Origin of the sequence: Pseudoalteromonas sp. SR45-6 (genome assembly GCF_014163545.1) — a bacterium.
In the GTDB taxonomy this organism is placed as follows: domain Bacteria; phylum Pseudomonadota; class Gammaproteobacteria; order Enterobacterales; family Alteromonadaceae; genus Pseudoalteromonas; species Pseudoalteromonas rhizosphaerae.
On record NZ_JACJDM010000012.1, the window covers coordinates 52948 to 77060 of the forward strand.

At 40.4% G+C, this 24113-nt stretch carries 23 protein-coding genes; 7 read left to right on the forward strand and 16 right to left on the reverse strand.

The features are described 5' to 3' along the window. The first annotated feature begins 8 nt into the window (after positions 1–8). Together H5158_RS07900 and H5158_RS07905 are read left to right on the forward strand one after the other, a co-directional pair. Positions 9–1340 carry a glycoside-pentoside-hexuronide (GPH):cation symporter gene (locus tag H5158_RS07900; RefSeq protein WP_182739791.1) on the forward strand — a complete coding sequence of 444 codons (1332 nt, stop codon included), beginning with the start codon at positions 9–11 and terminating at the stop codon, positions 1338–1340. An 11-nt stretch (positions 1341–1351) separates the two neighbouring features. Further along, positions 1352–2356, forward strand: a complete 1005-nt coding sequence (locus H5158_RS07905) for a LacI family DNA-binding transcriptional regulator (protein ID WP_182718297.1) — start codon at positions 1352–1354, stop codon at positions 2354–2356. Here the strand turns inward: H5158_RS07905 and H5158_RS07910 are convergent. The 5 genes from H5158_RS07910 to H5158_RS07930 are packed head-to-tail and all read right to left on the reverse strand — an operon-like array spanning position 2343 to position 7873. Beyond that, complete coding sequence (locus H5158_RS07910) at positions 2343–4304, reverse strand: hybrid sensor histidine kinase/response regulator (protein WP_182718296.1); 1962 nt, start codon at positions 4302–4304, stop codon at positions 2343–2345. The genes H5158_RS07905 and H5158_RS07910 overlap by 14 nt on opposite strands. 19 nt (positions 4305–4323) lie before the next feature. Then, entirely contained in the window at positions 4324–4785 is a 462-nt protein-coding gene (locus H5158_RS07915; protein ID WP_145241192.1) for a response regulator, read from the reverse strand. Next, positions 4786–6270, reverse strand: coding sequence for an ATP-binding protein (locus H5158_RS07920; protein ID WP_149981220.1), 1485 nt, complete (start codon positions 6268–6270; stop codon positions 4786–4788). 21 nt (positions 6271–6291) lie between these two features. Then, complete coding sequence (locus H5158_RS07925; protein ID WP_145241196.1) at positions 6292–6501, reverse strand: histidine kinase; 210 nt, start codon at positions 6499–6501, stop codon at positions 6292–6294. 31 nt (positions 6502–6532) lie between these two features. Next, complete coding sequence (locus tag H5158_RS07930) at positions 6533–7873, reverse strand: sigma-54 dependent transcriptional regulator (protein ID WP_145241198.1); 1341 nt, start codon at positions 7871–7873, stop codon at positions 6533–6535. A gap of 153 nt (positions 7874–8026) precedes the next feature. Here H5158_RS07930 and H5158_RS07935 point away from each other — a divergent pair, with 153 nt between their 5' ends. Further along, positions 8027–8539 carry an NUDIX hydrolase gene (locus tag H5158_RS07935; protein ID WP_182718295.1) on the forward strand — a complete coding sequence of 171 codons (513 nt, stop codon included), beginning with the start codon at positions 8027–8029 and terminating at the stop codon, positions 8537–8539. A 21-nt stretch (positions 8540–8560) separates the two neighbouring features. Here the strand turns inward: H5158_RS07935 and H5158_RS07940 are convergent, their stop codons facing one another. Genes H5158_RS07940 through H5158_RS07950 form a run of 3 tightly spaced genes read right to left on the reverse strand, consistent with a single transcriptional unit; the run spans position 8561 to position 10715 of the window. After that, the gene (locus tag H5158_RS07940) at positions 8561–9067 is read right to left on the reverse strand and encodes a YgjV family protein (RefSeq protein ID WP_149981223.1); all 507 of its coding nucleotides are present in this window, start codon (positions 9065–9067) and stop codon (positions 8561–8563) included. A gap of 51 nt (positions 9068–9118) precedes the next feature. Further along, a complete protein-coding gene (locus tag H5158_RS07945; protein ID WP_149981224.1) occupies positions 9119–9685 on the reverse strand; it encodes a Crp/Fnr family transcriptional regulator in 567 nt (188 codons plus the stop codon). Beyond that, on the reverse strand, positions 9678–10715 hold the full coding sequence (locus H5158_RS07950) for a nitronate monooxygenase family protein (protein ID WP_182718294.1): 1038 nt from the start codon (positions 10713–10715) through the stop codon (positions 9678–9680). Before H5158_RS07950 ends, H5158_RS07945 begins: the two co-directional genes overlap by 8 nt. Before the next feature lie 190 nt (positions 10716–10905). Between H5158_RS07950 and H5158_RS07955 the strand changes: the two genes are divergently transcribed. Then, on the forward strand, positions 10906–12282 hold the full coding sequence (locus tag H5158_RS07955) for an NAD-dependent succinate-semialdehyde dehydrogenase (RefSeq protein ID WP_145241204.1): 1377 nt from the start codon (positions 10906–10908) through the stop codon (positions 12280–12282). A gap of 88 nt (positions 12283–12370) precedes the next feature. Here H5158_RS07955 and H5158_RS07960 read toward each other — a convergent pair whose 3' ends face one another. The 3 genes from H5158_RS07960 to H5158_RS07970 all read right to left on the reverse strand — a co-directional run bounded on the left by H5158_RS07960 (position 12371) and on the right by H5158_RS07970 (position 14327). Continuing rightward, positions 12371–13459 carry an endonuclease/exonuclease/phosphatase family protein gene (locus tag H5158_RS07960; RefSeq protein WP_182718292.1) on the reverse strand — a complete coding sequence of 363 codons (1089 nt, stop codon included), beginning with the start codon at positions 13457–13459 and terminating at the stop codon, positions 12371–12373. A gap of 14 nt (positions 13460–13473) precedes the next feature. Beyond that, positions 13474–13806, reverse strand: a complete 333-nt coding sequence (locus tag H5158_RS07965; protein WP_182739792.1) for a hypothetical protein — start codon at positions 13804–13806, stop codon at positions 13474–13476. 101 nt (positions 13807–13907) lie between these two features. Beyond that, positions 13908–14327 carry a hypothetical protein gene (locus H5158_RS07970; RefSeq protein ID WP_145241209.1) on the reverse strand — a complete coding sequence of 140 codons (420 nt, stop codon included), beginning with the start codon at positions 14325–14327 and terminating at the stop codon, positions 13908–13910. Between the two features lie 400 nt (positions 14328–14727). Between H5158_RS07970 and H5158_RS07975 the strand changes: the two genes are divergently transcribed. From H5158_RS07975 to H5158_RS07985, 3 genes are all read left to right on the forward strand, one after another. Continuing rightward, the gene (locus H5158_RS07975; RefSeq protein ID WP_182739793.1) at positions 14728–16308 is read left to right on the forward strand and encodes an ATP-binding cassette domain-containing protein; all 1581 of its coding nucleotides are present in this window, start codon (positions 14728–14730) and stop codon (positions 16306–16308) included. A gap of 69 nt (positions 16309–16377) precedes the next feature. Then, the gene (gene rhlP, locus H5158_RS07980; RefSeq protein WP_182739794.1) at positions 16378–17235 is read left to right on the forward strand and encodes a rhombotarget lipoprotein; all 858 of its coding nucleotides are present in this window, start codon (positions 16378–16380) and stop codon (positions 17233–17235) included. Between the two features lie 65 nt (positions 17236–17300). Then, on the forward strand, positions 17301–19355 hold the full coding sequence (locus H5158_RS07985) for a TonB-dependent receptor (RefSeq protein WP_182739795.1): 2055 nt from the start codon (positions 17301–17303) through the stop codon (positions 19353–19355). Positions 19356–19380: 25 nt separating this feature from the next. On the opposite strand, the gene H5158_RS07990 is transcribed toward H5158_RS07985, so the two are convergent. From H5158_RS07990 to H5158_RS08010, 5 genes are all read right to left on the reverse strand, one after another. Beyond that, positions 19381–20598 carry a type II toxin-antitoxin system HipA family toxin gene (locus tag H5158_RS07990; protein ID WP_182739796.1) on the reverse strand — a complete coding sequence of 406 codons (1218 nt, stop codon included), beginning with the start codon at positions 20596–20598 and terminating at the stop codon, positions 19381–19383. 2 nt (positions 20599–20600) lie between these two features. Beyond that, positions 20601–20864 carry a helix-turn-helix domain-containing protein gene (locus H5158_RS07995; RefSeq protein WP_145241219.1) on the reverse strand — a complete coding sequence of 88 codons (264 nt, stop codon included), beginning with the start codon at positions 20862–20864 and terminating at the stop codon, positions 20601–20603. Between the two features lie 87 nt (positions 20865–20951). Then, on the reverse strand, positions 20952–21581 hold the full coding sequence (locus H5158_RS08000) for a hypothetical protein (RefSeq protein WP_182739797.1): 630 nt from the start codon (positions 21579–21581) through the stop codon (positions 20952–20954). After that, positions 21571–22152 carry a sigma-70 family RNA polymerase sigma factor gene (locus H5158_RS08005; protein ID WP_182718286.1) on the reverse strand — a complete coding sequence of 194 codons (582 nt, stop codon included), beginning with the start codon at positions 22150–22152 and terminating at the stop codon, positions 21571–21573. The genes H5158_RS08000 and H5158_RS08005 overlap by 11 nt, the downstream gene beginning before the upstream one ends. Positions 22153–22332: 180 nt before the next feature. After that, positions 22333–24072 (reverse strand): VWA domain-containing protein, encoded by a 1740-nt coding sequence (locus H5158_RS08010; protein WP_182739798.1) that lies wholly within the window; start codon positions 24070–24072, stop codon positions 22333–22335. Positions 24073–24113: the final 41 nt, after the last annotated feature.

The following is a 24113-nucleotide window of genomic DNA, read 5'->3' on the forward strand; positions in this document are numbered from 1 at the left end:
TGCCAATTATGCTAACTAGAAAAGAAAAAATAGCCTATGGCTTAGGTGATACTGCAAGTAACATCATTTTTCAAACCGTGATGCTATTTTTAACTTTTTTCTATACCGATATATTTGGTATTTCTCCGGCCATCGTTGGTACTCTGTTCCTAGTGGTGCGAGTTATTGATGCAATCACCGATCCGTTAATGGGGGCGCTCACCGATGCAACCCGAACCAAATATGGTAGCTACCGGCCTTACCTATTGTGGCTCGCGATCCCGTTTGGGCTGGTTAGTGTAATTACTTTTACCACACCAGATTTAAACGCGACAGGAAAAGTCATCTACGCGTTTGTCACCTATACGCTATTAATGCTGGTTTATACCGCAATTAATATTCCTTATTCAGCTTTGGGTGGAGTACTAAGTCGCGATCCGAGTGAACGCGTATCCATTCAATCTTATCGTTTTGTATTTGGTATGCTCGGTGGCTTACTCGTCAGTGCTTGCACATTGCCATTAGTAAGCTGGTTTGGTAAAGGCGATAATGCTCTTGGCTATCAGCTTACTATGTTACTGATGAGCTGTTTCGGTGTGATATTATTTTTGACCTGCTTTCGCTTTACTAAAGAACGCGTGGTTGCACCACAGCAACAAACCCTTAGCCTCAAAGCACAAATGGCAACGTTGTGGCAAAACGGTCCTTTTAAAATACTCTGTGGTGCTGCCATTATGCTGCTCACGAGTATGGTGCTGCGTACGACTTTAGCAATTTATTACGTAAAATATGTTCTTGGTGAAGCCGACTTAGTTACGCAATTTGTTACCTTGGGAATGATCGGTAATATCCTTGGCTGCGCCTGCGCACAACCACTGAGTAAACGGGTTGATAAAAAAGCAGCATATATATATCTCCAATACATCTCTGCGGCCATAAGCTGTTTTGCATTTTTCTTATCTGACGACCAATTAGTGCTCGCGTTTGCAGTCTATTTTTTATGGTGTTTTTTCACCCAAATGGCAACTCCATTGTTATGGGCAAAAATGGCAGATGCAATTGACTACGGACAATGGCAAAATGGCCATCGGCTAACTGGCTTGGTCTATGCAAGCGTGGTGTTCTTTATTAAACTAGGCCTTGCACTGGGCGGAGCTATTGCTGGTTGGTTACTGGCTTACTATGGCTATCAGGCTAACACTGAGCTTAATGAAGCAACTAAAGCCGGTATTTTAACCTCGTTTACACTGTTTCCTGCAATTGGTAGTGTACTTGTCGCGTTGATCATGAAAAGGTATATTCTTGATAATAATACCTTAGAGAAAATAAACGCTGATTTAGCCCAAAGAAGTAGTACTTAACAAGGAATATCATGGCGACCATTTATGAGGTGTCAAAACTTGCTGGGGTCTCATTAGCGACCGTTTCAAGGGTAATGAATAATAATACTAATGTCAGTGATGCAACGCGAAAAAAGGTAACCGTTGCGATGACACAGCTTGGTTACCGGCCTAATTCCATTGCACAATCTCTCGCATCTAATTGCTCGAATAGCGTAGGCTTGCTCGTTTCTGAGCTACACGGGCCATTTTATGGACCGATGATGAGCGACATTGAAAATGCGTTTCGTAATCAAGGTAAACACGTCATTATTACCGCAGGCCACAGTGATGCCGATCGTGAACAGCAAGGGATTGAGTTTTTAATTAGTCGCAATTGTGATGGCTTGATTTTACATGTTGAAGCCATCAGCGACGACTACTTGATAGAACTGAGTAAAGGCAGCACCCCCTTTGTACTGATCAACCGTTTGATCCCAGAGCTTGCCGATCGGTGTATCGTTTTAAATAATATCAAAGGTGGATATTTAGCAACCAAGTATGTCCTTGAGCAAGGCCATCGTGACATAGCTTACATTAGCGGGCCACTTTGGAAAAAAGATGCTCAGGATCGCTTAACCGGCCATAAACAGGCTCTCGCTGAATTTGACTTAGAATTTAATGAACAATTGCTTTATCAAGGCGATTTTATGGAAACCAGCGGCTCGGCAGGTTTTAAGTTATTCCATGAAAGTAACCACGCTTTTACAGCTTTAATTTGTGCTAATGATGAAATGGCCATTGGTGCAATGGCCACAGCCCGAGAATATAGCATTAAGCTTCCCGAACAATTGTCGATCATGGGTTATGACAACGTATTTTTTACCCGTCATATTTACCCGCCACTAACGACTATTAACTACCCAATTAATGATATAGGAAAAATGGCAGCAAAGTGGATTTTAAGCAAAGTTTACGGTAAGGGTGAATTACCGTTACAAACATTATTTGAGCCAGAACTGATCGTCCGTCAATCAATTATTACTAACCCTCAATAAGTTGGGTTAGTAATGCTAAATTAATCGGTTTAAGTAATACTTGCTCTATCTCAAGGAGTTCAATTTGCTTCGGTTCTGGCTGTATACCACTGACGATTACTCGCTTTAAATCTGGATAATACTGCTTTGTATAACGAGCTAAATCCAAGCCACTGCCATCAGGCAAATGCATATCTAATAACACTTTATCAAATTGAGAGTCATTTTTTAGAATTGCTAAAGTATGCTCATAACTAGTTGCAACAACGGTTTCAACCCCTAAACTTTCCAGTAATAACTGGGTGATTTGCGCCGCATCTGCATCATCTTCAACCAATAAAAAACGCGCACAACTTTTTACTCGCGCTGGTTGCGCTAATTTATCAACGGGCTTATTAGCCGCCATAGAGTAATTAGTTAAGCACTGATAAAGTAAGCTTGAATCAACAGGTTTGCCTATCACATCGTTAAAGCCCAGCGCCAATAACTCGCTATGTATACCTTTCATCGTGGCAGCAGTAAGCGCGATTACCGCACCCTTAAAACCCATTTTTCTAAGTTCAATCGTAGTTTCTTTGCCCCCCATCACCGGCATATGAATATCTAAAAATATAATGTCGTACGGATCACCTTGCTGTTGTGCTTTAGTTACTTTATCAAGTGCTTGCTTACCGTGTTCAGCATAATCAACCTTTGCACCAGCAGAAGAGATCATATGCCCAACTAACACCCGTAAATCTCGTAAATCATCAACCACCAATACTCGGCCACTGACTTTACAAGGGGCCATTTTTTGCTGCATATTAGGTGTCAAATCGAGCTTCAATACACTGCGCTCTACATATTGAATATTGCCCGGATACACTGAAATAGTAAATTCAGATCCATGACCAATAGCAGACTCTAATGTGATCCCGCCCTGCATACGACTCAACAATTCAGAGCAAATAGCTAAACCTAACCCCGCGCCGCCAACTGAGCGCGATTCTACATCGGCTATTTGTTCAAATGGTTTGAATATAAGTGCTTGTTTCTCAGGGGCAATACCCATTCCAGAATCTTTAATACTAAAAAACAGCATTTCACGGCCATCAATAACTTTTGTCCATGCGTGAACAATGATATCGCCTTGCTCGGTGAACTTAATCGCATTATTGATGATATTAATTAAAATTTGCCGAAACCGTGTCGCATCAATACTAATTACAAGAGGCAAAGGTTGTAATGACTCAAAACGCAGCGACAGCCCTTTATCCAGCGCAGATACTCGCATTAAGGTAAACACATCAGCCATTAAACTATCAAGGTTGACATCACTGCAGCTGAGCTCCAGTTTATCGGCAGCTATTTTTGATAAATCGAGAACATCATTTAACAAGCTAAGTAGATGCTTACCATTACGATAAATAACCCCTAACTCATTATTGGCATGATTGTTAAATTCACTTTGCATAAGCAACTCGGTATAGCCCAAGATTGACGATAACGGGGTGCGTAGCTCATGGCTTAAATGTGCTAAAAAGCGGTCTTTAGAACGATTCTCAGCCTCTGCTTTAAGTCGTTCAAGGCGTTCATCTTCAACATCGCGTCGGGCTAATGCGTAGCGAATAGAGCGGGCAAAGCGACTTGAGCTCATTTCACTTTTTACGAGGTAATCAACAGCTCCTGCATCCAAAGCGGCTAAATCAAGGGCGTCGTTTGATTGCCCGGTGAGCATAATGATAGGGCCATTAAAACCATTTTCTACAGCTTGTTTTAATACTGCTAAGCCGTCTGAAGCCCCTAAGCGGTAATCAAGCAGGCAAATATCATGATGATTTTTACTCAGCACCTTAACTGCCTGCTTGGGATCACTGATCCACTCTATATCAAATGTATGCGAACTCAGCTGCTCTAGATAATCACAGGTTAAAATATAATCATCTTCATCGTCTTCAACAAGTAACAGTCTGGTTGCCTTATCTAACATAGCGTCTCCAGTTTTTTATTTAGTCATTAAACGTACTAGGTAACTCTACAAACTCCACCCAGTACTTACCTAACGTTTTCATTAGTTCAACTAAGCCATCAAACGTAACTGGTTTAGTAATGTATGAAGCCGCGCCTAAATCGTAACCCTTAACCATATCTTCCTCTTGCTTAGACGTGGTTAAAATAACTACAGGAATACCTTTTAAGTTTGAATTGCCTTTAATCGCTTGCAACGCTTCGCGTCCATCCATGCGTGGCATATTCAAATCCAATAAAATCAACCCAGGTCGTGGCGATGAGTTTTTGTCTTCAAACTTACCTTTACGCTCTAGGTACTCCAAAAGCTCCACACCATCTTCAACAAAGTATAACTCGTTTAATACACGGCTTTCAGCGAGTGCGTCTTGCGTTAATAAACGATCATCTTCATCATCATCAGCCATTAAAATGGTGATTGGCTTTACTTTAGAAAATGGCATTTAAGCCTCTCCTTGCAATGTGAAAAGCTCGCTTTCCACAGGTAGTTTTATGATGAAGGTTGCTCCCTCACCGGTTTCACTTTGTGCCGCTATCGTACCGCCGTGACGCTCTACAATACGTCGGCACACGGATAAACCAATCCCAGTGCCTTTATATTGCGAACGCCCATGCAGACGTTGAAACGGAACAAAAATTTTGTCGGTATATTCTGGCGCAAAACCAATACCGTTATCTTTAACTGTAATGATTTGCCATTCCAGCTCTGTATTATAATCATCATTAAATTCAGTCTGATGCTGATACTCAATAGTGATAATTGGTGCCACATCTGGACGTCTAAATTTCACCGCATTTGAAATCAAATTCAAAAATAGCTGCTGCATTTGGCTCAGATCTGCTTGTATTACTGGCATTTCGCCCACGTTGACCTGCGCATTTGACTCTTTAATCGCAATTTCTAAATCGCTTAGCACATCATCAAGTACTTGCTTTAAATCCGTATCGGCAAAGTCTTTACCACGTGTTGTCACTCGCGAAAACTCTAACAAGTCATTAATTAAATTAGACATTCTTTGCGCTGCATTTTTCATACGCGCGATATAATCAATGCCTTTTTCACCCAATTCGTCTTTAAACATGGTTTCTAAGCGATCACTAAATGCTTGAATTTTGCGCAGTGGCTCTTGCAAATCATGACTCGCTACAAAGGCAAACTCTTCAAGCTCACGGTTACTGCGACTTAGTTCATCAGAGTACAAGGTCAGCTCTTGTGTACGCTCGGTCACTTTACTAGCCAGTGTTTCGTTTTGATATTCAAGTTCCTGCTGATATTTTGCCGCTGTATGTAAGTTAATACGCGTGAGCATAAACATACCAAGGATCAATAAAGCACTGGTTACGGCAGTAATTGCAAAAGTGAGTTTGGCTTCTTTTTTAATTTGCCCTAACTTTCGAAACTGCACAGCTTTAAAAGCAGACTCCGCATCTTGAATTTCATCAGCGAGCTCTCTAATTTGCTCGTAAAGCTTACGGCCTTGATGCGTCTCTAGTAAATAATGAGCACGGCGTTCTTTATCTGCTAATGCTAAATCAACGGTTCTGGTTAATACCGCAACTTTATCATCAACCAAAAATAGTAATCGCGCTACTTTATCTGCTTGGCCTGCAATTTCAGTACGTAAATTTTTAACCAGTGTAGCTTGTGAGTTGAGCTGCATAATAGCGTCGTTGTAGGGTGCTAAATAATCTTTATCGCCCGTTAATAAGTAACCACGTTGTCCTGATTCTGCCTGCACAATTGAAAGATGAAGCTTCTCAATTGCGGTGTTTAACATATTAGTATCATCTAAACGCTGTTGGGTTTGAGTCAGGCTTTGAATGGTATTCATTGCCAAAATCGCATTCCCCACCACAATACACAGCAGCACCGCGATAAAACTGGCCCAGGTTACCTTGACCTTACCTTGTTGCTTTTGCAGCTTCATTTATAATCCTTTTATATTATCTTATTCAACGACGCCGAGATTCGATATTTGTTCTAAGCTGTCACTGCATTGCTGGCAATTACTTATTATTTTATCAAGTGCTGCCAATGCTTTTTCTTTTGGCATATCATTTTCTAGCACTAATTTAATCAATTCTGCATTCATCGATATACGATTCAGTGGTCCGCGTGCATCATGAATCAACTTATTGATTTTATCGTTATTAGCCATGCTACCCCTTTATTGATTACTTGAGTTTAATTTAGCTATATTCGCCAATACCACCATAGGCATTTAGACGGTTGTATAAAGTTTTAGTACTTATACCTAGCATTTGCGCTGCAAGCGTTTTATTACCTTGTACTTTATCCAACGTAGCGTGGATCAGCTCTTTTTCAACTTCTTCAATAGTTTGCCCTGCAGTCACTTGATTTGCTTGAGTTTGCTTATTCACTCGTGAAAATGGTGACTCTAAGTTATCTGGCAAAGTAATCGCTTTACCTTTTGGATCACTCATAATAAAAGCACGATGAATGCCGTGGCGCAGTTCTCGAACATTGCCTGGCCAATCATAGCTTTCAAGTAACTTTAATTGTGCAGTTTGCCATTGAAAGTCGGTATTGTTTTCTTCATTTAATTGATTTAAAAAAGCATTGGCTAATAAGGCAATATCTTCTTTTCTTTCACGCAGTGGTGGAATATCAATAGGAAATACCGCTAACCGAAAGTAGATATCTTCACGAATAACATTATTTTGCGCTAAATCTTCTAATGAACGGTTAGTCGCAGAAATCACTCGGCAATCTACCGCACTTTCTTTACTGCCACCTACTCGGGTTACTTTTTTAGTTTCTAACACGCGCAATAGATTAGGCTGCATATCTATTGGCATTTCAGTCACTTCGTCTAGAAATAATGTTCCGCCGGTTGCTTGCTCAAATACACCGTCTTTACGGGCAATAGCACCAGTAAAAGCCCCTTTCTCATGGCCAAATAATTCGCTACCAATAAGTTCTTTCGATAACGCACCGCAGTTAGTAGCCACCAAAGGTCCTGTACATGCGCTAGCATTGTGAATCGCTTGTGCGACAACTTCTTTACCAGCACCACTTTCACCCATTAACATTACGTTGGCGTTGGTGTTAGCAACGCGCTCAATCATGGTATACAAATGCTGCATTTGCGGCGATTCACCTATTAAGGTGCCAAAATGCTTTTTAATACTTGGCTCGGCTTTTTTCTTAGCCGTGGTTTTTTTAGGGTTGAGAAGGCGCTCAATATCTTCGCGCTGCAAGGGCTTAACTAGATGACCAACGTTAGGCTCACACATTTCAGCCAACTTACCTTTGACTGAAGGATGACCTGAAATAAGGGTTATTTTTGGTTTTTGACCAATACTTTTAAGGTGCTCAACCAAGTGTAAACCACTTCCATCAGGCAGCATAAAGTCTAACAATACATGGTCAAAGGTATTATTTACAAACCACTGCTCAGCCTCTGCTAAATTAGCAGCAGTATTAATGTTATGTCCTAAAAACTCTACGATATGACAAACGACATCACTAAACTCGCTATCATCATCAACTAACAGTATGTTTAACATGATAAATCCCTATGCTTATTATCATTGCCCAGCCCCACATCTTAACTGCCTTATTCTACAAAATCGATGCTTAACTGGAAATTTACGCTATCTAAATAGATTTAGATCTTTTTTGAGATATAATTTTTAAATTAAATTTTAAGGAACATTCTGATGCGCTTACTTAAAAGCACCGTTCATCCCAGTGTGAGTGCCAGCGAGCCACGTCAATTTACTCGCCTAACGAGCCGTGCTATTGCCTTAAAAGGCACTGATATTTTATTAATGTACACTGCCCGCTATGAAGATTTCAGCTTGCCTGGCGGCGGCATTGATGAAGGTGAAAGCATAGAGCAAGGATTAATCCGCGAGCTACAAGAAGAAACTGGCGCACAAAACATCAAAGTACTCGGTGAGTTTGGCCTTTATGAAGAATACCGCCCTTGGTATAAAGATGATTATGCAGTGATCCATATAAAGTCTTACTGCTATTTTTGTAGTCTTGATACGCAATTAGGGCAAGCGCAACTAGAACATTATGAGCAACAAAATGGCATGGTTGCTAAATGGGTTAATATTTATGATGCCATTGCTCATAATGAGCGAACGCTAGCAAACAGCTATAAGCAAGGGCTATCAATCATTCGCGAAACCTACTTATTAAAACAGATAGCTAAGCAACTTTAGGATCACAGCCCTGTAAAGAAGTTAATCTGCTCTGTTAGCTTCTTTCGACCAGAAGTAAAAACGCCATAACCCGACTAAATTACTGAGCAAAAACAAGCACTCCATCAATACTGCCATCGGTGAACCCACCAGTAGATTATGGCTTATCCACAATGCAGTGCCGAACACCATAAATAGTCGCAACAACATATCTCGCGGTTGGAAAGAAGCAAACGTCTGTATTAATGTTGCTAGCAATGCTAAACCACTTAACCAACCCTGCCAAGTTAATATAACAGCCACAGTGCTTAACAACATAAAACCCAACATTGCCCACTGACTACGATTAAAAATACAATAAAAATAACGAACTGCCGCTATCAACATTAATAAACTAGCACTTATTTTATCCAGCAAAAAAAAGTGTGTAGCGGTTAAAAGCACAGAGCTGAATAAGCACAGCAATATTAATTTTCGAGATTTAAATTGAAATGACGCTAAATCTAATAAAGTAGCGATAGCGACTAAGCATTGTGAAACTAAAAACATAGTGACTCCTGAAAAAAACAGCAGTCTAATTTAACCTAGCCTTGCAGCGCCTTAACTTAAGTTAAGGCGCTGACGAATTCGTGATAAAGAAATAGCAGAAATGCCGATATACATCGCCACTTCGGTTAGCGTCAATTGCGCAATCCAGTGTGGTTTTTGCGCTAATAAATAGCGATAGCGCTGCTCTGGTGTATTTAATAATAAAAAAGCCTCTTTAGCTTCTTTAAACACTAATTGTTGGGTCAATAAATGTTGTTTTAGTTGTTGCCAATCGGGCTGCTCAAATACAGCTAACGGAATGGCAATTAATCGCGCTGATTTAACCACTTGCAACTGATAAAGCCCAGGAGTATTGGTAAGCCAGTTAGCAAATAAAAGAGCAAACTCGTCCTTAAAATAATATTCTTTGCATTTTTGCCCGCCACTTTCAGTAGTGTGCAATGCAGCGAGTACGCCTTCTAAAATTAAGTAACCATACTGCTGCTTATCGCCTTGTTGTAAGATCACCTCACCGCGAGAAAATGTTTTCACTGCAAATTGCTGCTCACATTTAACAAGCAAATCATTAGCCAATGCATGATAACTATCTCCTAACGGCAACATCGCTAAATTATGCATTGGCTGGTGCTAACAGTTCAGTGATTTCAGCAGCACTAATCCCCTCTCTTGCAATGTATTTTTGCCCGCACCATAACGGCGAAAAATCACTTTTGCCTTGTGCTTCTGATTTAGATCGCAATGCACTTAGCGCAATACTGGCAAATGGGAATGCAGGAGCTTGCTGCGGCATGGCGCCAAGTTCACGCATAATGCGGTTTTCAATCCCTCGGGCAGCGCGCCCAGAAAACACCGTTGTCAGCGCCGTGCTATTCGCTGACTGCTGTAAAATAGCGTCGCGGTGCAGCGCTGAAGTAGTTGCCTCTTGAGCCAATAAGTAGGCACTTCCTACTTGCACCAACTCGGCGCCTAGCGCATACATCTGCTGTACATCTTCAGTGGTTGCAATACCACCTGCCGCAATGATGGGTACATTTAGTTCAGCCACGCATTGCTCGACTAATACTGCGGTAGATTTCTGCAAAGCCAAATCCATTGATAAAAAATGTCCTCGATGGCCACCTGCTTCTAAACCCTGCGCAATAATAGCATCAGCGCCATTTTCACTCAGCCAAATAGCTTCATCTAAAGTGGTAGCAGTTGAAATCACTTTAGTGCCCCAGCTTTTGATTTGCGCCATAATCGTTTGCTCAGGTAAACCAAAATGAAAACTCACCACTGCGGGTTTATAAGGGGCAATAATATCAACAACCGGTTGACTAATAGGTTGACGAGAAGCCCCTGCAGTTAAGCTTTCAGCATCAATACCATACTCATCAAAATAAGGCGCTAGCAAATTATGCCATTGCTGCTTTTGTTGGCTGGTGTAATCACCGACCGTATGACAAAAAAAGTTAAGGTTATAGGGATTACTGGTCGCTTGAGTCAGTTTATCAAGCTCGCTCACTAACTGTTGTTTTGAGAGCATTGCACAGGGTAATGATCCTAAACCACCTGCGTTACTCACCGCAGCAGCTAAACGAAAATCTTGCACACCCGCCATTGGCGCCTGAATGAGGGGTCGTTGAGTATTAAATAAAGATAACGCCATCACTTTCTCCTTGTAACTTTTTCAGCCACCAGAACTTTTTACCGATACAAAAATAATAGCTGAGTAAAAATAATAATGAAAAAATTAAAAGCTGTTTTATAGCAACAACTTAAAATAATTAAATAGTTTAGCGCAGAGTTGGCGTTAGCTTTGCACTCCTTTACTCAATATTATTTGTAAGGAGATGAAAATGACTAACACAGTAACGACAATTAATCCTGCCACTGAACAAACTATTGCAGACTATACATTGCTTAACCTAGAGCAAGCAAAAAATGAGATAGATAAAAGTCATGAGGCTTTCTTAGAGTGGCGCCATATTTCATTGACCGATCGTGCTAAGTATTTAAACAAACTTGCACATGTATTCGAGCAACAAAAAGAGTCACTAGCAACATTGATGACTCAAGAAATGGGCAAATTATACAATCAAGGTCTACAAGAAGTAGAGCTTTGTGCAGCTATATGTCGTTACAGCGCCGAACATGGCCAAACGATATTAGCGGATGAAGAACGCCCTATGGAAAACGGTCGCGCTATAATTACATATCAACCGACAGGTGTGTTACTAGGCATACAACCTTGGAACTTTCCTCTCTACCAAGTAATTCGTTATGCCGTGACTAACATTATGGCTGGTAATACGGCAGTACTTAAACATGCTAGTAACGTGTTTGGTATGGCTGAAAAAATTGAAGAAATGTTCTCCGATGCAGGTTTCCCTAGTCATGTATTTAAAAATTTACTGATTGACGGTAAAACAGCCAGCGAGCTTATTAGCCATAAAGCAATCCGTGGTGTTACCTTTACTGGCAGTGATGGCACTGGTAAAAAAGTGGCTGAGCAAGCAGGTAAACACGTGAAGAAGACTGTCCTAGAGCTTGGTAGTAACGACGCTTACTTAGTACTTGATGATGCAGATTTAGAGCTGGCAATTAAAACCTGCCTGCAAGGACGGATGATCAATAATGGTCAGACTTGTGTATCTGCAAAACGTTTTGTGGTTGTTGAAGCCTTATACGATGAGTTTAAAAAAGGCATAACAGAGCAATTTAACGCCTTAATAGTTGGCGATCCTATGGATGAAAACACCGATCTTGGCCCAATGGCACGCGAGGATTTAAGAGACAAAATTCATAAACAAGTAATGCAATCAGTTGAGGCTGGTGCGTCTATTGTGACTGGTGGCGAAATACCTAAGCAAACGGGTTATTTCTATCCAGCCACATTACTTGAGAATCTCTCTCCCGGCATGCCGGCCTATGACGATGAATTATTTGGCCCGGTCGCTTCACTCATCAAAGCCAAAGATAACGAAGATGCGATGCGCATTGCCAACGACTCTCGCTATGGTCTAGGTGGCGGCATACTTTGTAAAGATGAAAAGAAAGCCATTGAGCTTGCTAAAAAGCATTTTGATACCGGTATGGTTAACATAAATGGTTATGGGCTGGCCCAGCCAAACTTACCATTTGGTGGTGTTAAAGACAGTGGTTATGGTCGTGAGCACGGCGGTTTTGGTATGAGAGAGTTTGTTAATATTAAAGCGATTATGATTAATAGCTAACTACTCCTAATAAAAAATACTCTAAAGGGCCTTAATTGGCCCTTTTTTTTATGACTAAATAAGTTAAGTGTACAATAACTGTTATTCGCTATATTTTACTTACTTCATCATTAAAGGTAGGCACTTCTCGGCTAGAAGTATTCTCCATTTGCAATTCATTAACCGCCTTTTGAATGTCCATGTCGTCATCTAGTTGCTGGTTACTATTACCAGGTTTGTGCACTAACTCAGTTAAAAGAGCAAAATGGTCCGAGCCATATTTTTCTAGCCGTTTTATACGTTTAACAGTAAAGCCATGGCTATGGAATAAGTGGTCAAGCGGCCAGCGCATAAAGAAATACCCAGCATGAAAGGTATTAAAAAAACCTCGGCCTTTGCGTGGATCTAAAAAGTCACTGATTTCCATAAATAAACGGGTACTTCTTGACCAAGCAACGTCATTTAAATCGCCGGCAACAATTGTTGGACGTTTGTTGTTCTTTAAAGCCTTAGCAAGCAAAATAAGTTCGGTATCTCGTGGCCTAGAGGTATCTTCTTCAGTAGGACTTGGAGGAGCAGGATGAATAAAATGACCTTGTACTTCAAGACCTTCTGCAGTCTCAAATAGAACGTGAATTGAGGGAATATCGTTTTCTACAAGCTCACATACTTGTTGTTTTTTTATCTTATATTTACTGTATAAATGCATGCCGTAGCGATTATCTTTCGGGCAAAATATTTTGTATGGATAATCTTCTTCAATGGCTGCAAGTTGCTGTTGCCATTTAGTATCTGACTCAAGCGTAATAAGTAAATCTGGCTGGTGTTCATGGACTAAATCTATTAAGTCTTGGTAGCGAGTGTTCGACATCAACACATTAGCCGACATAATACGAATACTATGCCCACTGCCTGCGGGACTTTGCGCCACTTCTTTTTTAGCAAGCCAAGTATAAGGATATATCCATTTACCTTGAATAAGCAAAATTACAGTTGCCATGATTAGCGACGATACAACCAAAGGCGATAGTCCACTTAATGCAAAATAAACACCTAAAAGCAACCCAGCCAATGCAAGATAAAAAACCTGTAAACGAACAAAGTCGCAACTACGAATTAAATAATGCTGGCTGAAAGACATAGGTAAAAGTGTCACAACTAATAACACACTTAATATACTTACCAGCACAATTAGCATTCAATAACCCTTTATTAATAACGACTTAAAATTGACAAAATTTCGCGAGTATCATGCACCATATGAATGATGGTATCGTCTATTTCAATCGTAATACGACCATCACGGTCTATCGGTTTTACTACTCGACCATGGCGATGGATATCGTAATCTAATCTGTCACCTTTGTGGTACTTTTTTTGCCAACCAGGAGGCAATTGACCACCATTATCAACTTTTTTTTGTAATCCTGGCGGTAAACTCCCTTTACCTTTATTTTTGTCTTTGTCATGGTTATCATTTTTTGCAAAAGCTGCGCCGCTGCAAAGCACTAAGCCAAGCAAAGCAGTAGATAGAAGTGCTTTCATATTTTACTCCCTATTTAGTTCATTTAAAGAATAGCAATAATTCATGAACTCGTTATGAAGTAAATTAAATAACCGACATCAAGTTGTGACTTGGTAAAAATTTAGTGACGAGTAACAATAGAGAGAATCTCTCGAGTGTCATGCACTAAATGAATTAGCTGATCATCAACTTCCAGTAAAATTATCCCCTTTCGGTCATGACGCTCAACAACTCGACCACGGCGGTAAATATCTCTATCAAGGCGATCGCCACGATGATATTTTTTATACCAACCCGGCGGTAAGCCATGCCCGTAGCCTACTTTCTTGTATAAACCCGGCGGCAACTTTTTATAATCTGCTGACTTATGGTGTTTTTTATAATATTTTTTATGGTACTTTTTACTGTGCTTTTTATGCTCATGATGATGCTCATGGCGATGTTCATAACGATCATGTTCGCGCTCGTGCTTAGCATTTGCTGCAAACGGTAATAGGCTCAAACCAAGTACAGCCAAAGACAGGGGGATTAATTTATTCATAGCTACTTCCTAGCATAATCTGTGTGAATAACTAAAGCCTAACAAGTCAGCCTGAATGAAAGATGAAATGAATTGTAAACTTTGTAAAGATAGTGAGTGCTTACAGTTTTGTGTTTTAACAAACAATTAGTTAGCTATATTAAAGAAAATAAAATGCTGTAAAACAATAAATAATAAAAACTGGCTGACAGCTCACAACATATTCGTATATTATTAACTCACTGACCTTACTGGAGTTTGCGCATTAATGAATAACTAACACCTGTTGAAATTCGTTTTATTTTTTGAATTTACAGGGTTAGTGGGCGCAAAATTCGTCATATATCTTGCTATCGACTTAACGATACCTAGTTAATTTTAATTGCTTTGCGCGCCATGCCCTGAACACTCCAGAGGCATTATGCATACATTACACATCCACAATTTAAGCTATCAACACCCAGATGGCCAAACTCAATTTAAACAACTTAGTTTTTCAATAAATGAAAAGCTCACCGCGATCATTGGTGCTAATGGCAGCGGTAAATCAATATTGTTGAGTATATTGGCAAACCAACAACAACCTAGTTCGGGACATGTTGAATTTAGTGGTACTCGCGTGCTTATTTCACAGCAACAATTAAGTGAGCAGCACCTTCAAACATCGTCATCCACGATTGCACAACTATTAGGAGTTGATAAAAAGTTAGCCGCCCTTAATCGTATTGAACAAGGAAGCTGCCATGAGGCTGACTTTAACCTAATCGATGATGATTGGTTATGCGAGCAATATTACAAACAACAACTTTTAGCCCTTGCTATTGATACCTCATTAAACCAGCCAATTAAGCATTTAAGCGGCGGTCAACAGCGGCGTTTGATGCTATTTTGCGCGTTGCAAACAAAGCCTGATTTACTGATTTTAGATGAGCCAAGTAACCATTTAGACCAATCAGCAAAGCAATGGCTAATTGACCAATTACATGCGTTTAAAGGGCAAGTAATTGTAGTAAGTCATGACCGCCAATTACTTAATCAATGCGATGCTATTATTGAGCTCAGCAGCCAAGGTGTTCATTATGAAACGGGTAACTATCGGCATTTTAGCCAACAGAAATCGCTGCAACAAACTGCGCTTACAAAGCAAATTAATAATCTTGACAAGGAGCGACAAAAACACCTTCAGCAAACCCAGCTTAATCGTGAAAAAGCCCAACAAAGAGCAGCACAAGGTAATAAAAAACGTAACACCACCAGCCAACCAAAAGTGATGTTAGACTTTAAGAAAAACAGTGCCCAAGCAAGTAAAGGCGCTTCTGAGCGGCTAGCCTCAGCCAAACGCAAAGCCCTAACCGAAAAACGCCAAACACTTCAACAGCAGTTACCAAATAGTAAAGCTAAAACAGTAAAGTTTACGCAACCGACTAGCAATAAACGCCTACTATTTATTGAAAAACTTACTTTGCCATTTTCAAGCGCTAATAAAGCAATCACCCTGCAAATTTTTAGTGGTGATAAGTTACACCTAAAAGGATCCAATGGCAGCGGTAAGTCAACATTACTCCGGATGATTAATGACTCGGCAAATTCACCAGTATCAACAGCGCTTCAATTAAATAGTAAAGTGCTTTATATAGATCAACACAGCTCTTTTTTAGGAGCAACAGACACTTTATGCAATGCATTAGAAAAACACTGTCAGCTAAAACAACAAACAGTACGCCATTTGCTTGCGAATATTGGCTTTAAGGGAGAGAATATTTATCGGCCAATTAGCCAATTAAGCGGCGGCGAGAAAATGCAATTAGCCATGCTTATAGCGGCGCAAAATGCGCAGCACTCTTTATTGTTACTCGATGAACCCGATAACCACTTGGACTTGGCTAACAAGCAACATCTTGCGCAAAATCTGGCTGATTTTACTGGCAGCTTTATATTGGTGAGCCACGATGAGGAGTTTATTAAGCAATCTAATGTACTAACTAACATTATCTTAAAATAGCACAGCGAGAACTTTTTCATCGTTTCAGGTTCAAACTCATCGGATCACTTAATTATAAAAAGGAATAATATGAAAACTCTACAATTGGTTTTGGTGATTGTAATTACTTCGTTAGCTGGCTGCAGTAGTATGCTCAGCCAAAATACGAATCAAAAAACTCGCTCAAGTAGTCTCGTGGATTTTCTATACCCTGATGAACAAAGCCGTCAGGCTCATCAACCAAGCATACCAACGCTTAACTTACCCGCAACTGTAGGTATCGCATTTATTCCTAACCAATATGACTCTGGCATTCGCAGTAACGACGAAATTGCCTTGCTTGAGAAAGTAAAAAAACAGTTTATGCAATATGACTACATTGACCGTATTGAAGTTATTCCTAGTAGTTATTTAAAAGGAGGTCAAGGATTTACCACTCTTGAGCAAGTATCTAGATTATATGACGTTGATATTATTGCGCTGGTATCATATGACCAAGTATCACAAACTCTCGAAAATAATGCTGCATTCTTATATTTAACAATTGTGGGGTTATACGTTATTCCTGGCAACGAAAACACCGTACAAACTTTTGTTGATACAGCTGTTTTCGATGTGAAAAGTAGAAAAATGCTGTTTCGAGCTCCGGGAATTAACAAAGTAGAGCAACGCAGTACAGCCGTCGGTATTGATGAAACCTTAAACGAGCAGTCGCAAGGCAGCTTTAGCTTAGCTGTTGATGACATGATCACAAACTTAGATGCTGAACTTGGGTCATTTAAAACCCGTGTCAAAGAAGACAAAATAGCCAATGTTAATCATAAAGACGGCAGCAGTGGTGGCAGTTTATATTTCTTATTAATGTTACTAACTGCTATGTTAATTTTAAAACAACACGAGCAAATAACTAAACAGCTCTACATTAAACTAACAAGCGTTTATCGCTAAAGCTTTAGAATTCCTAAAAAAGGTTATATCCTGCCCTTTTGAAATATCTTAGATAAAGGGCTTTCATGCTTTCTCGATTATTACCTCTGGCGCTGATCACACCTACAGCCTTTAATTCTTTCGCCGCGCAAAACGACATTGAACGCATTACCACTACAGCATCTCGTGCTGAGGTACGCGCCGATCCTCTACCTTTAGTAATAAGCAGTATCACTAAAGCGCAGTTAGATTTAATCGCACCGACCCATATCGAGCAAGTATTAAAGCAAGTTGCAGGTGCCAATGTACAACATGGTAACGGTCAAGAATATTTGCCCGCACTGCGCTCTCCGGTGCTTTCTGGCGCTGGCGCCTGTGGCGGTATTTTAACAGCCGAAGATGGCATCCCCCTGCGTGCGGCAGGCTTTTGCAATATTAACGAATTGTTTGAAGCGCACACCGAAATGGCGCAACGTATTGAAGTTTTAAAAGGCCCAGGCTCTGCCCTTTACGGCTCAAATGCTGTGCATGGCGTAATTAATGTGATCACCCCTGATACCACTTATGATGAACATTTGCTCGGCGTTGATTTAGGCTCTTACGGTTACAACCGGTTCAAACTGCGCAGCGGAAAAGATTTAGGCAATCAAGGATTTGGTATTAATGCCAGTATCACTCGCGATACCGGATACCGTGATGACGAAAGCGTAGACCAAGAAAAGCTCAATCTGCGCCATCGCTATACAAGTGATGATCTATCCGTCACTACAGGATTGAGCTATACCCACTTAGATCAAAAAACTGCCGGATTTATTGAAGGCTTTGAAAGCTATAAAAACGATGAAATAGCCCAGCAAAACTTTGATCCTGATGCATTTAGAAAAGCCCGCTCATTTCGGCTTTGGTCAAAAACACAATGGCAAACAGCAAAAGATACGCTAACCATTACCCCGTATGTGCGCAATCAAAGTATGACCTTCTTTAAGCATTTTTTACCGGGCACACCGCTTGAAGAAAACAGCCAAAATGGCGTTGGCGTGCAATCACTTTGGCAGCATGCGTATTCAAACGAATTAACTGTTAATTTAGGGCTAGACAGCGAATACACCCGTGCAGATTTTTTGCAATATCAAGACGAGCCAACTCAAGGTTCAGCATTTTTAGTAGCAACTGTGCCACAAGGTAAGCATTACGATTACGATGTAACCAGCACCCTACTCGCCCCTTTTATTAGCCTTGATTGGCAATGGCAACAACTCGCTATCAGTTTAGGCGCACGCTTTGAGCAGCTTGATTACGACTACACCAATAATATGCTGGCTGGTCGCACTGACGAGAATGGCAGCGAATGTGGATTTGGCGGTTGTCGTTACTCGCGCCCGCCAAGTAGTAAGAATACCTTTACAAATACATCGCCTAAACTTGGCTTGAGTTATCAATTAAGTGCTGATAATTATTTATATGCAAACCTATCTCGCGGTTACCGTGCGCCGCAAGCGGCTGAACTTTATCAGCTACAGCGCGAACAACAAGTGGCTGATCTCGAATCTGAAACAGCAGACAATCTAGAAGTGGGCCTCAAAGGGCAATATCAACAACTGCATTATGTATTCTCAGCGTATGCGATGAATAAACAAAACGTGATTTTTCGCGACAGCGACTTTTTTACCATTAATGATGGGCAAACTCAGCACCGTGGTATTGAACTGGAGCTGGATTATCAACTTACTCAGTCGATTCAACTTGCCCTAGCAGCAAGCCATGCAATACACACATACGACTATGACCAAGTTTTATCTGAAGTAAACATTAACGGTAACGACATAGACACAGCACCGCGTAATATCGCCAACCTACAAGCTAACTGGCAAGTCACCAATAACACCTTAATTGCTATTGAGTGGCATCATGTCAGTGACTATTTCACCGATCCTGAAAACCAACACAGTTACGCAGGCCATGACTTACTAAATTTACGCGCAGCATGGCAACTGACTGAACAATTGAAACTAACCGCGCGCATTAACAATCTATTTGATACCGCCTATGCAGAGCGTGCCGATTACACCAGCTTTACTGGCGACCGTTATTTTCCTGGGCGACCACGTAATATAATGTTCTCAGCAAGTTACGCTTGGTAAATATTGAATTAAGTGATTTCTGCTATTACTCAAACTTTTTCTTTTTATCATGTCGATATGATTTTGAATTGTAAGTTGCAGTCATCACTTTATCAACTCCAGCTAAAATCGACTCTTTTAAACCACTTAAGAGCAAGACTTCTTGTGACCTTGAAACATACTCTATAACCCCTTGAGCTAACGATTCAACAATCTCTTGCGCATTCCTAATTACGATATGACCTTGATTAGCCAGCTTAATTAAGTGATCACAGTCTGGAAACTCTTTGCTCTTACAAATATTAAGTGCCATTTTATTATTGATGGTTGGATAAATTAATGTATGAGTAATATCAAAAGGTGGAGAAACAAAAATATTGCTCATATCTGGCGTGTACTGCAGCGCAAAATTTTTAAGATGGGCGTCACCGTTACCAATTAAACAACTGAAAACGATGTACTTATACATTTTTTCAACTTCGAGCATATTATTCGTGTACAAATAGGTTGCTTTCAGTAGGGTTTCGTAACTTCCCCGATATTTTTCATCGGGATCTGAAGAGCGCTTCATCAAAGTTGTAAAGTCTTCATAACCTAGCAACTGAGTGCCACTTTCACCACGATCAAAGCGTTCAATCACAAATGTTTCAAGGTTATCAGATAAATACGTATTTGGCGGTGCTAGACCGCAATATTTAGCTGCTTGCATGCACACATATTCATTAACAGTAAGCAGCTCAAACTCTTCATCAAATGATTTTACGATCAGATCTTTTTGATGAACTGTTCGCTCAACACTTGGAATACTTACTTTGGGTTGCATTCCTGACAAGGTATTCCTGAGATAGTATTTTTCTAATAACTGCGGAAATAAAGGCTGTGCATGCGAATACGTAAGAATATCGTTAAGTGACACGCTATCAACTTGCGGTAATTTAAAGTCACCTTGGTAAGATAACATGCCAATACCATCACTTCCTTGCAAAGCTAATAAGTACATGTCGTTAACTTTGGCGTAACGAGCAAGCCTTTGTGCAATGTATCTACGGTTATGCCCTTCAGGCAAATTTTGCGCAAAAATAGGATGCAATGCACCAGATCGATAACTATCATCCATGCCTTTTTCAGTCATAGTTAATGATAGATTAAACTCATTTTGCGTTTGCTTATAATCGTGTATTGCATCATGAGTTAGCACACCCAGCTCTTTGTCATCTATACACACTGTCAACTTTTGTACTTTTTCAGGTAGGTTAAAAGCCATCACTAGCTATCCTCACTAAAAAGATCGTTTAATTCATCCCAACGAGGTAACCGTGATTTAGACAAAGTTCTTGGTACTACAGCTAGCTCATAATCTAAATAATGAGTATAACGCTCAAGGATATCCAATGATCCTGTAAATTTACCGTTTTCAATTTCAGATAGTGTGCTTTTATTAATGTTCGTCAATTTTTGCACTTCTCGTTGTGTTAGTTGTTTTTCTTTTCGCGCCTGAGCAAGCGCTTTTCCTATTTCTATTCTATTCATCGCAGCCACCAGAAACTCGCCATATAGCGAACATGGTAGTATAAAACAAAAAATATAGCTATATAGCGAACATAACTAGATTACCTTTTACTGTAATAGCTGTTTATACTGCTCAGTTAAGTGCACCTTGAGTTCTGGGTGCGCTACTAATAACTCAGCAAGCTGAGCTTTAGCGGCGGTTGTTTCACCATCAGCAATAAGTTTATCTATACGCTTAAATTTATTCGCAACGTCTTCGGTGATCACTTCAAGCTCTAATAATACTTCACTTTTAGCGGTCATGCTTTGCGGCTCAAATTGCCGTCCTGCCATGTAAGACTGTGTACTGCGTTGAAGCCTTTGAGTTTGCTTTAATTGCTCTAGCTGCTTTTGTTCTAGCACTTCGCTTTGCATCATTTCAGGCGAGGCTGCAGGTGCTAAAGCAGTCTGTTCATCGGCTAAAATTTGTAGATCATTCATTGCCTCTGACGGCTTAAGATACTGAGTAGTATTTTGCATATATAAAACCGCGACTAACACCAGTGATGCCGCAGTAGATAATTGCCCATACCACGTTTGGTAAAAGCGTTTGCGCTTATTAATATTGGTTACGTTATTATCTGCAACCTCATCAGCTGCGCGTTTTAATATTTGCTCATCAAGTTGTAAGCTTGGTTGCTCCGTTGCACCACGTTTATAAAGTGAAGCAATATCATGATCGGTTAACTTATCGCTCATTGTTAGTCTCCATTTTATACTTGATACATTGCTTTAGCTTGGCTAGCGCGTAACGGATGCGGCTTTTGATATTTTCAGTTGTTTCTACAACTAGTTCGGCAATTTCTTTGAGGGTAAAATCAGCTTCGTGTTTAAGTAAAAACGCCTCTTTTTGCTCACGTGGTAATTGCGCTAGGCACACTTTTAACTGCGCTGCTTGCTGAGCCTGCTCGAGCTTTTCAGTATCTGGTCGACTGTTATGATCAGCAAATTCGGCAATTTCAATGTCTTGATTATCACCGTCTAACCATTTGTTTTGCGTACCAGTACGGCGGTAATGATCAATCAATTCATTGTGCGCAATACGATACAACCAAGTGGTAAATTTAGCGCTCACTTGATACTGTGAGCGCGCTTTTATCAGCTTATTCCAGACTTCTTGATAGAGCTCTTCAGCTACTTGCGGGCTTGCGCACTGGCGTAAAAAATAACGATATAAGCTATTTTTATGGCGCAGGTACAGCTGGGTAAAAGCCTGTACATCACCTTGTCCATAACTCAACATTAATTGCTCATCAGCTAGTTCTGTCATAACGTCCTTTACTTAAATCATACCAATCGTGTTAAGTTATTAGTCATTTATAGCGACATATAAATAGAGTGATAACAAGGCATAAACTTTGACATATAGTTGTTCTATTTGAGAAATTTATAACACAGTTAGCGCTTTATTTAGCACGCTAGAATGGCTAAATATTTAAGTTGATTGGTATCACAGTGCCGCAGCATTATTAACGAGTTGCACAAACTCACTACGATAGCCAAATGTGTCTATGCCTTTGTTAGCGGTTGCTAATTTAGCGCAATCTTCATACTGCCAGTCTCCGGTATATTTTGCACCTTTTAATAACTGCGCAAAACCAGCCACTGCGGCGGCAAATTTAAAGTCTTGGCTGGCTTGCGATAAAGGCAGCTCACCTTTAGGTGTTGCAACAGCTTGAGTAATCAACTTACTTTGCTCAGCGTCAGGCTGTTTATAACGCACTTTTACAAAGGCGAGTTCATTGCTGGTAGCCAGTTTTTTGTCTTCTTTAGATTGGTAACGCAGCTCATCAATTTGTTTATGATCAGAGTTGGCTAAGGTTATTTCATACAGCGCAGTCACGCTATGCCCAGCCCCTAACTCTGCGGCATCGACCTTATCGTTATTAAAATCTTCATTAGCGAGTACGCGATTTTGATAACCAATTAAACGATATTCAGCCACCTGCTGTGGATTGAATTCCACTTGAATTTTTACGTCTTTGGCAATAATTTGCATGGTACTACTGAGTTCATCGACCAGTACTTTGCGTGCTTCGTTTATGTTATCTATGTAAGCATGCTGGCCGTTACCTATATTTGCCAGTTGCTCCATTAGGCCATCATTATAATTACCTTGGCCAAACCCCAAAGTAGTTAAGGCAATCCCCGTTTTGCGCTTAGATGCCACCAGCTCTTTGAGTTTATCGATTGATTGGGTGCCCACATTAAAGTCGCCATCAGTGGCTAAAATCACCCGATTAATACCTCCTTTTTTAAAATTTTCGGCCGCAATTTGATAAGCCAGTTCAATACCTTGCTCGCCATTAGTTGAGCCGCCTGCTGCCAGTTTATCTAACGCGGCGCTGATAGTTTGTTGCTCATTGCCTTTCGTTGCTGGCAAAACCATGCCTGCGGCACCGGCATACACGACAATTGCAACTGAATCATTTTCATCTAACTGTTTAGTTAACATGGTTAAACTGGTTTTTAATAAGGGTAACTTATTTGGTGTATTCATAGAGCCAGATACATCCAGTAAAAACACTAAATTCGCCGCTTTTAAATCGGCTTTTTCAATCTCAAAACCTTTAATGCCAATTTTTAATAGTTGCCGATGCTCATTCCAAGGAGCTGTTGCCATCTCGGTATGAACATTAAAAGGTGTAGCTATGCTATTGGGTGCACTGTAACCGTAGTCAAAATAATTAATAAAAGCTTCTTCACGTACTGCGTCATTAGGTGGTAATTTCCCCATATTGAGCATACGCCGAGTATTGCTGTAACTGCCCGTATCAACATCAATTGAAAAGGTTGAAACCGGTTCAGTACCAACTTGTTTTACTGGGTTTTGCTGGGATTTCAAATAGTTTTCACGTTCTTGTTCAGTAGCAAATACCACATCATCAATAGGCATTGGTTGTGGCATTTGCGGCATTAACATAACACTTGCATGCGTTAAACCTTGAGGGCTTGCTGCGTAGCTTACCGGGTGTAATCGTTGTCGTTTTTGCAGCTGAACTTGCTGCTCAAGCCCCTGTTGACTATCTACTTCAGTTTGCGTTACTTCGATCGCATCTGTTTGTTGCTCTTGCTCTTTAACAGAGCTACGTGATGTGTGATCACAGCCAGTTAAACCAACTATAACCGCAAGGCTCAGCACAGTTAAACGCAAATTAATTGATTGGGTGTTACTAATTTTGTTATTCATAAAATCACCTTGTTGTCTATCAAATGAGGTTCACTAAGGCT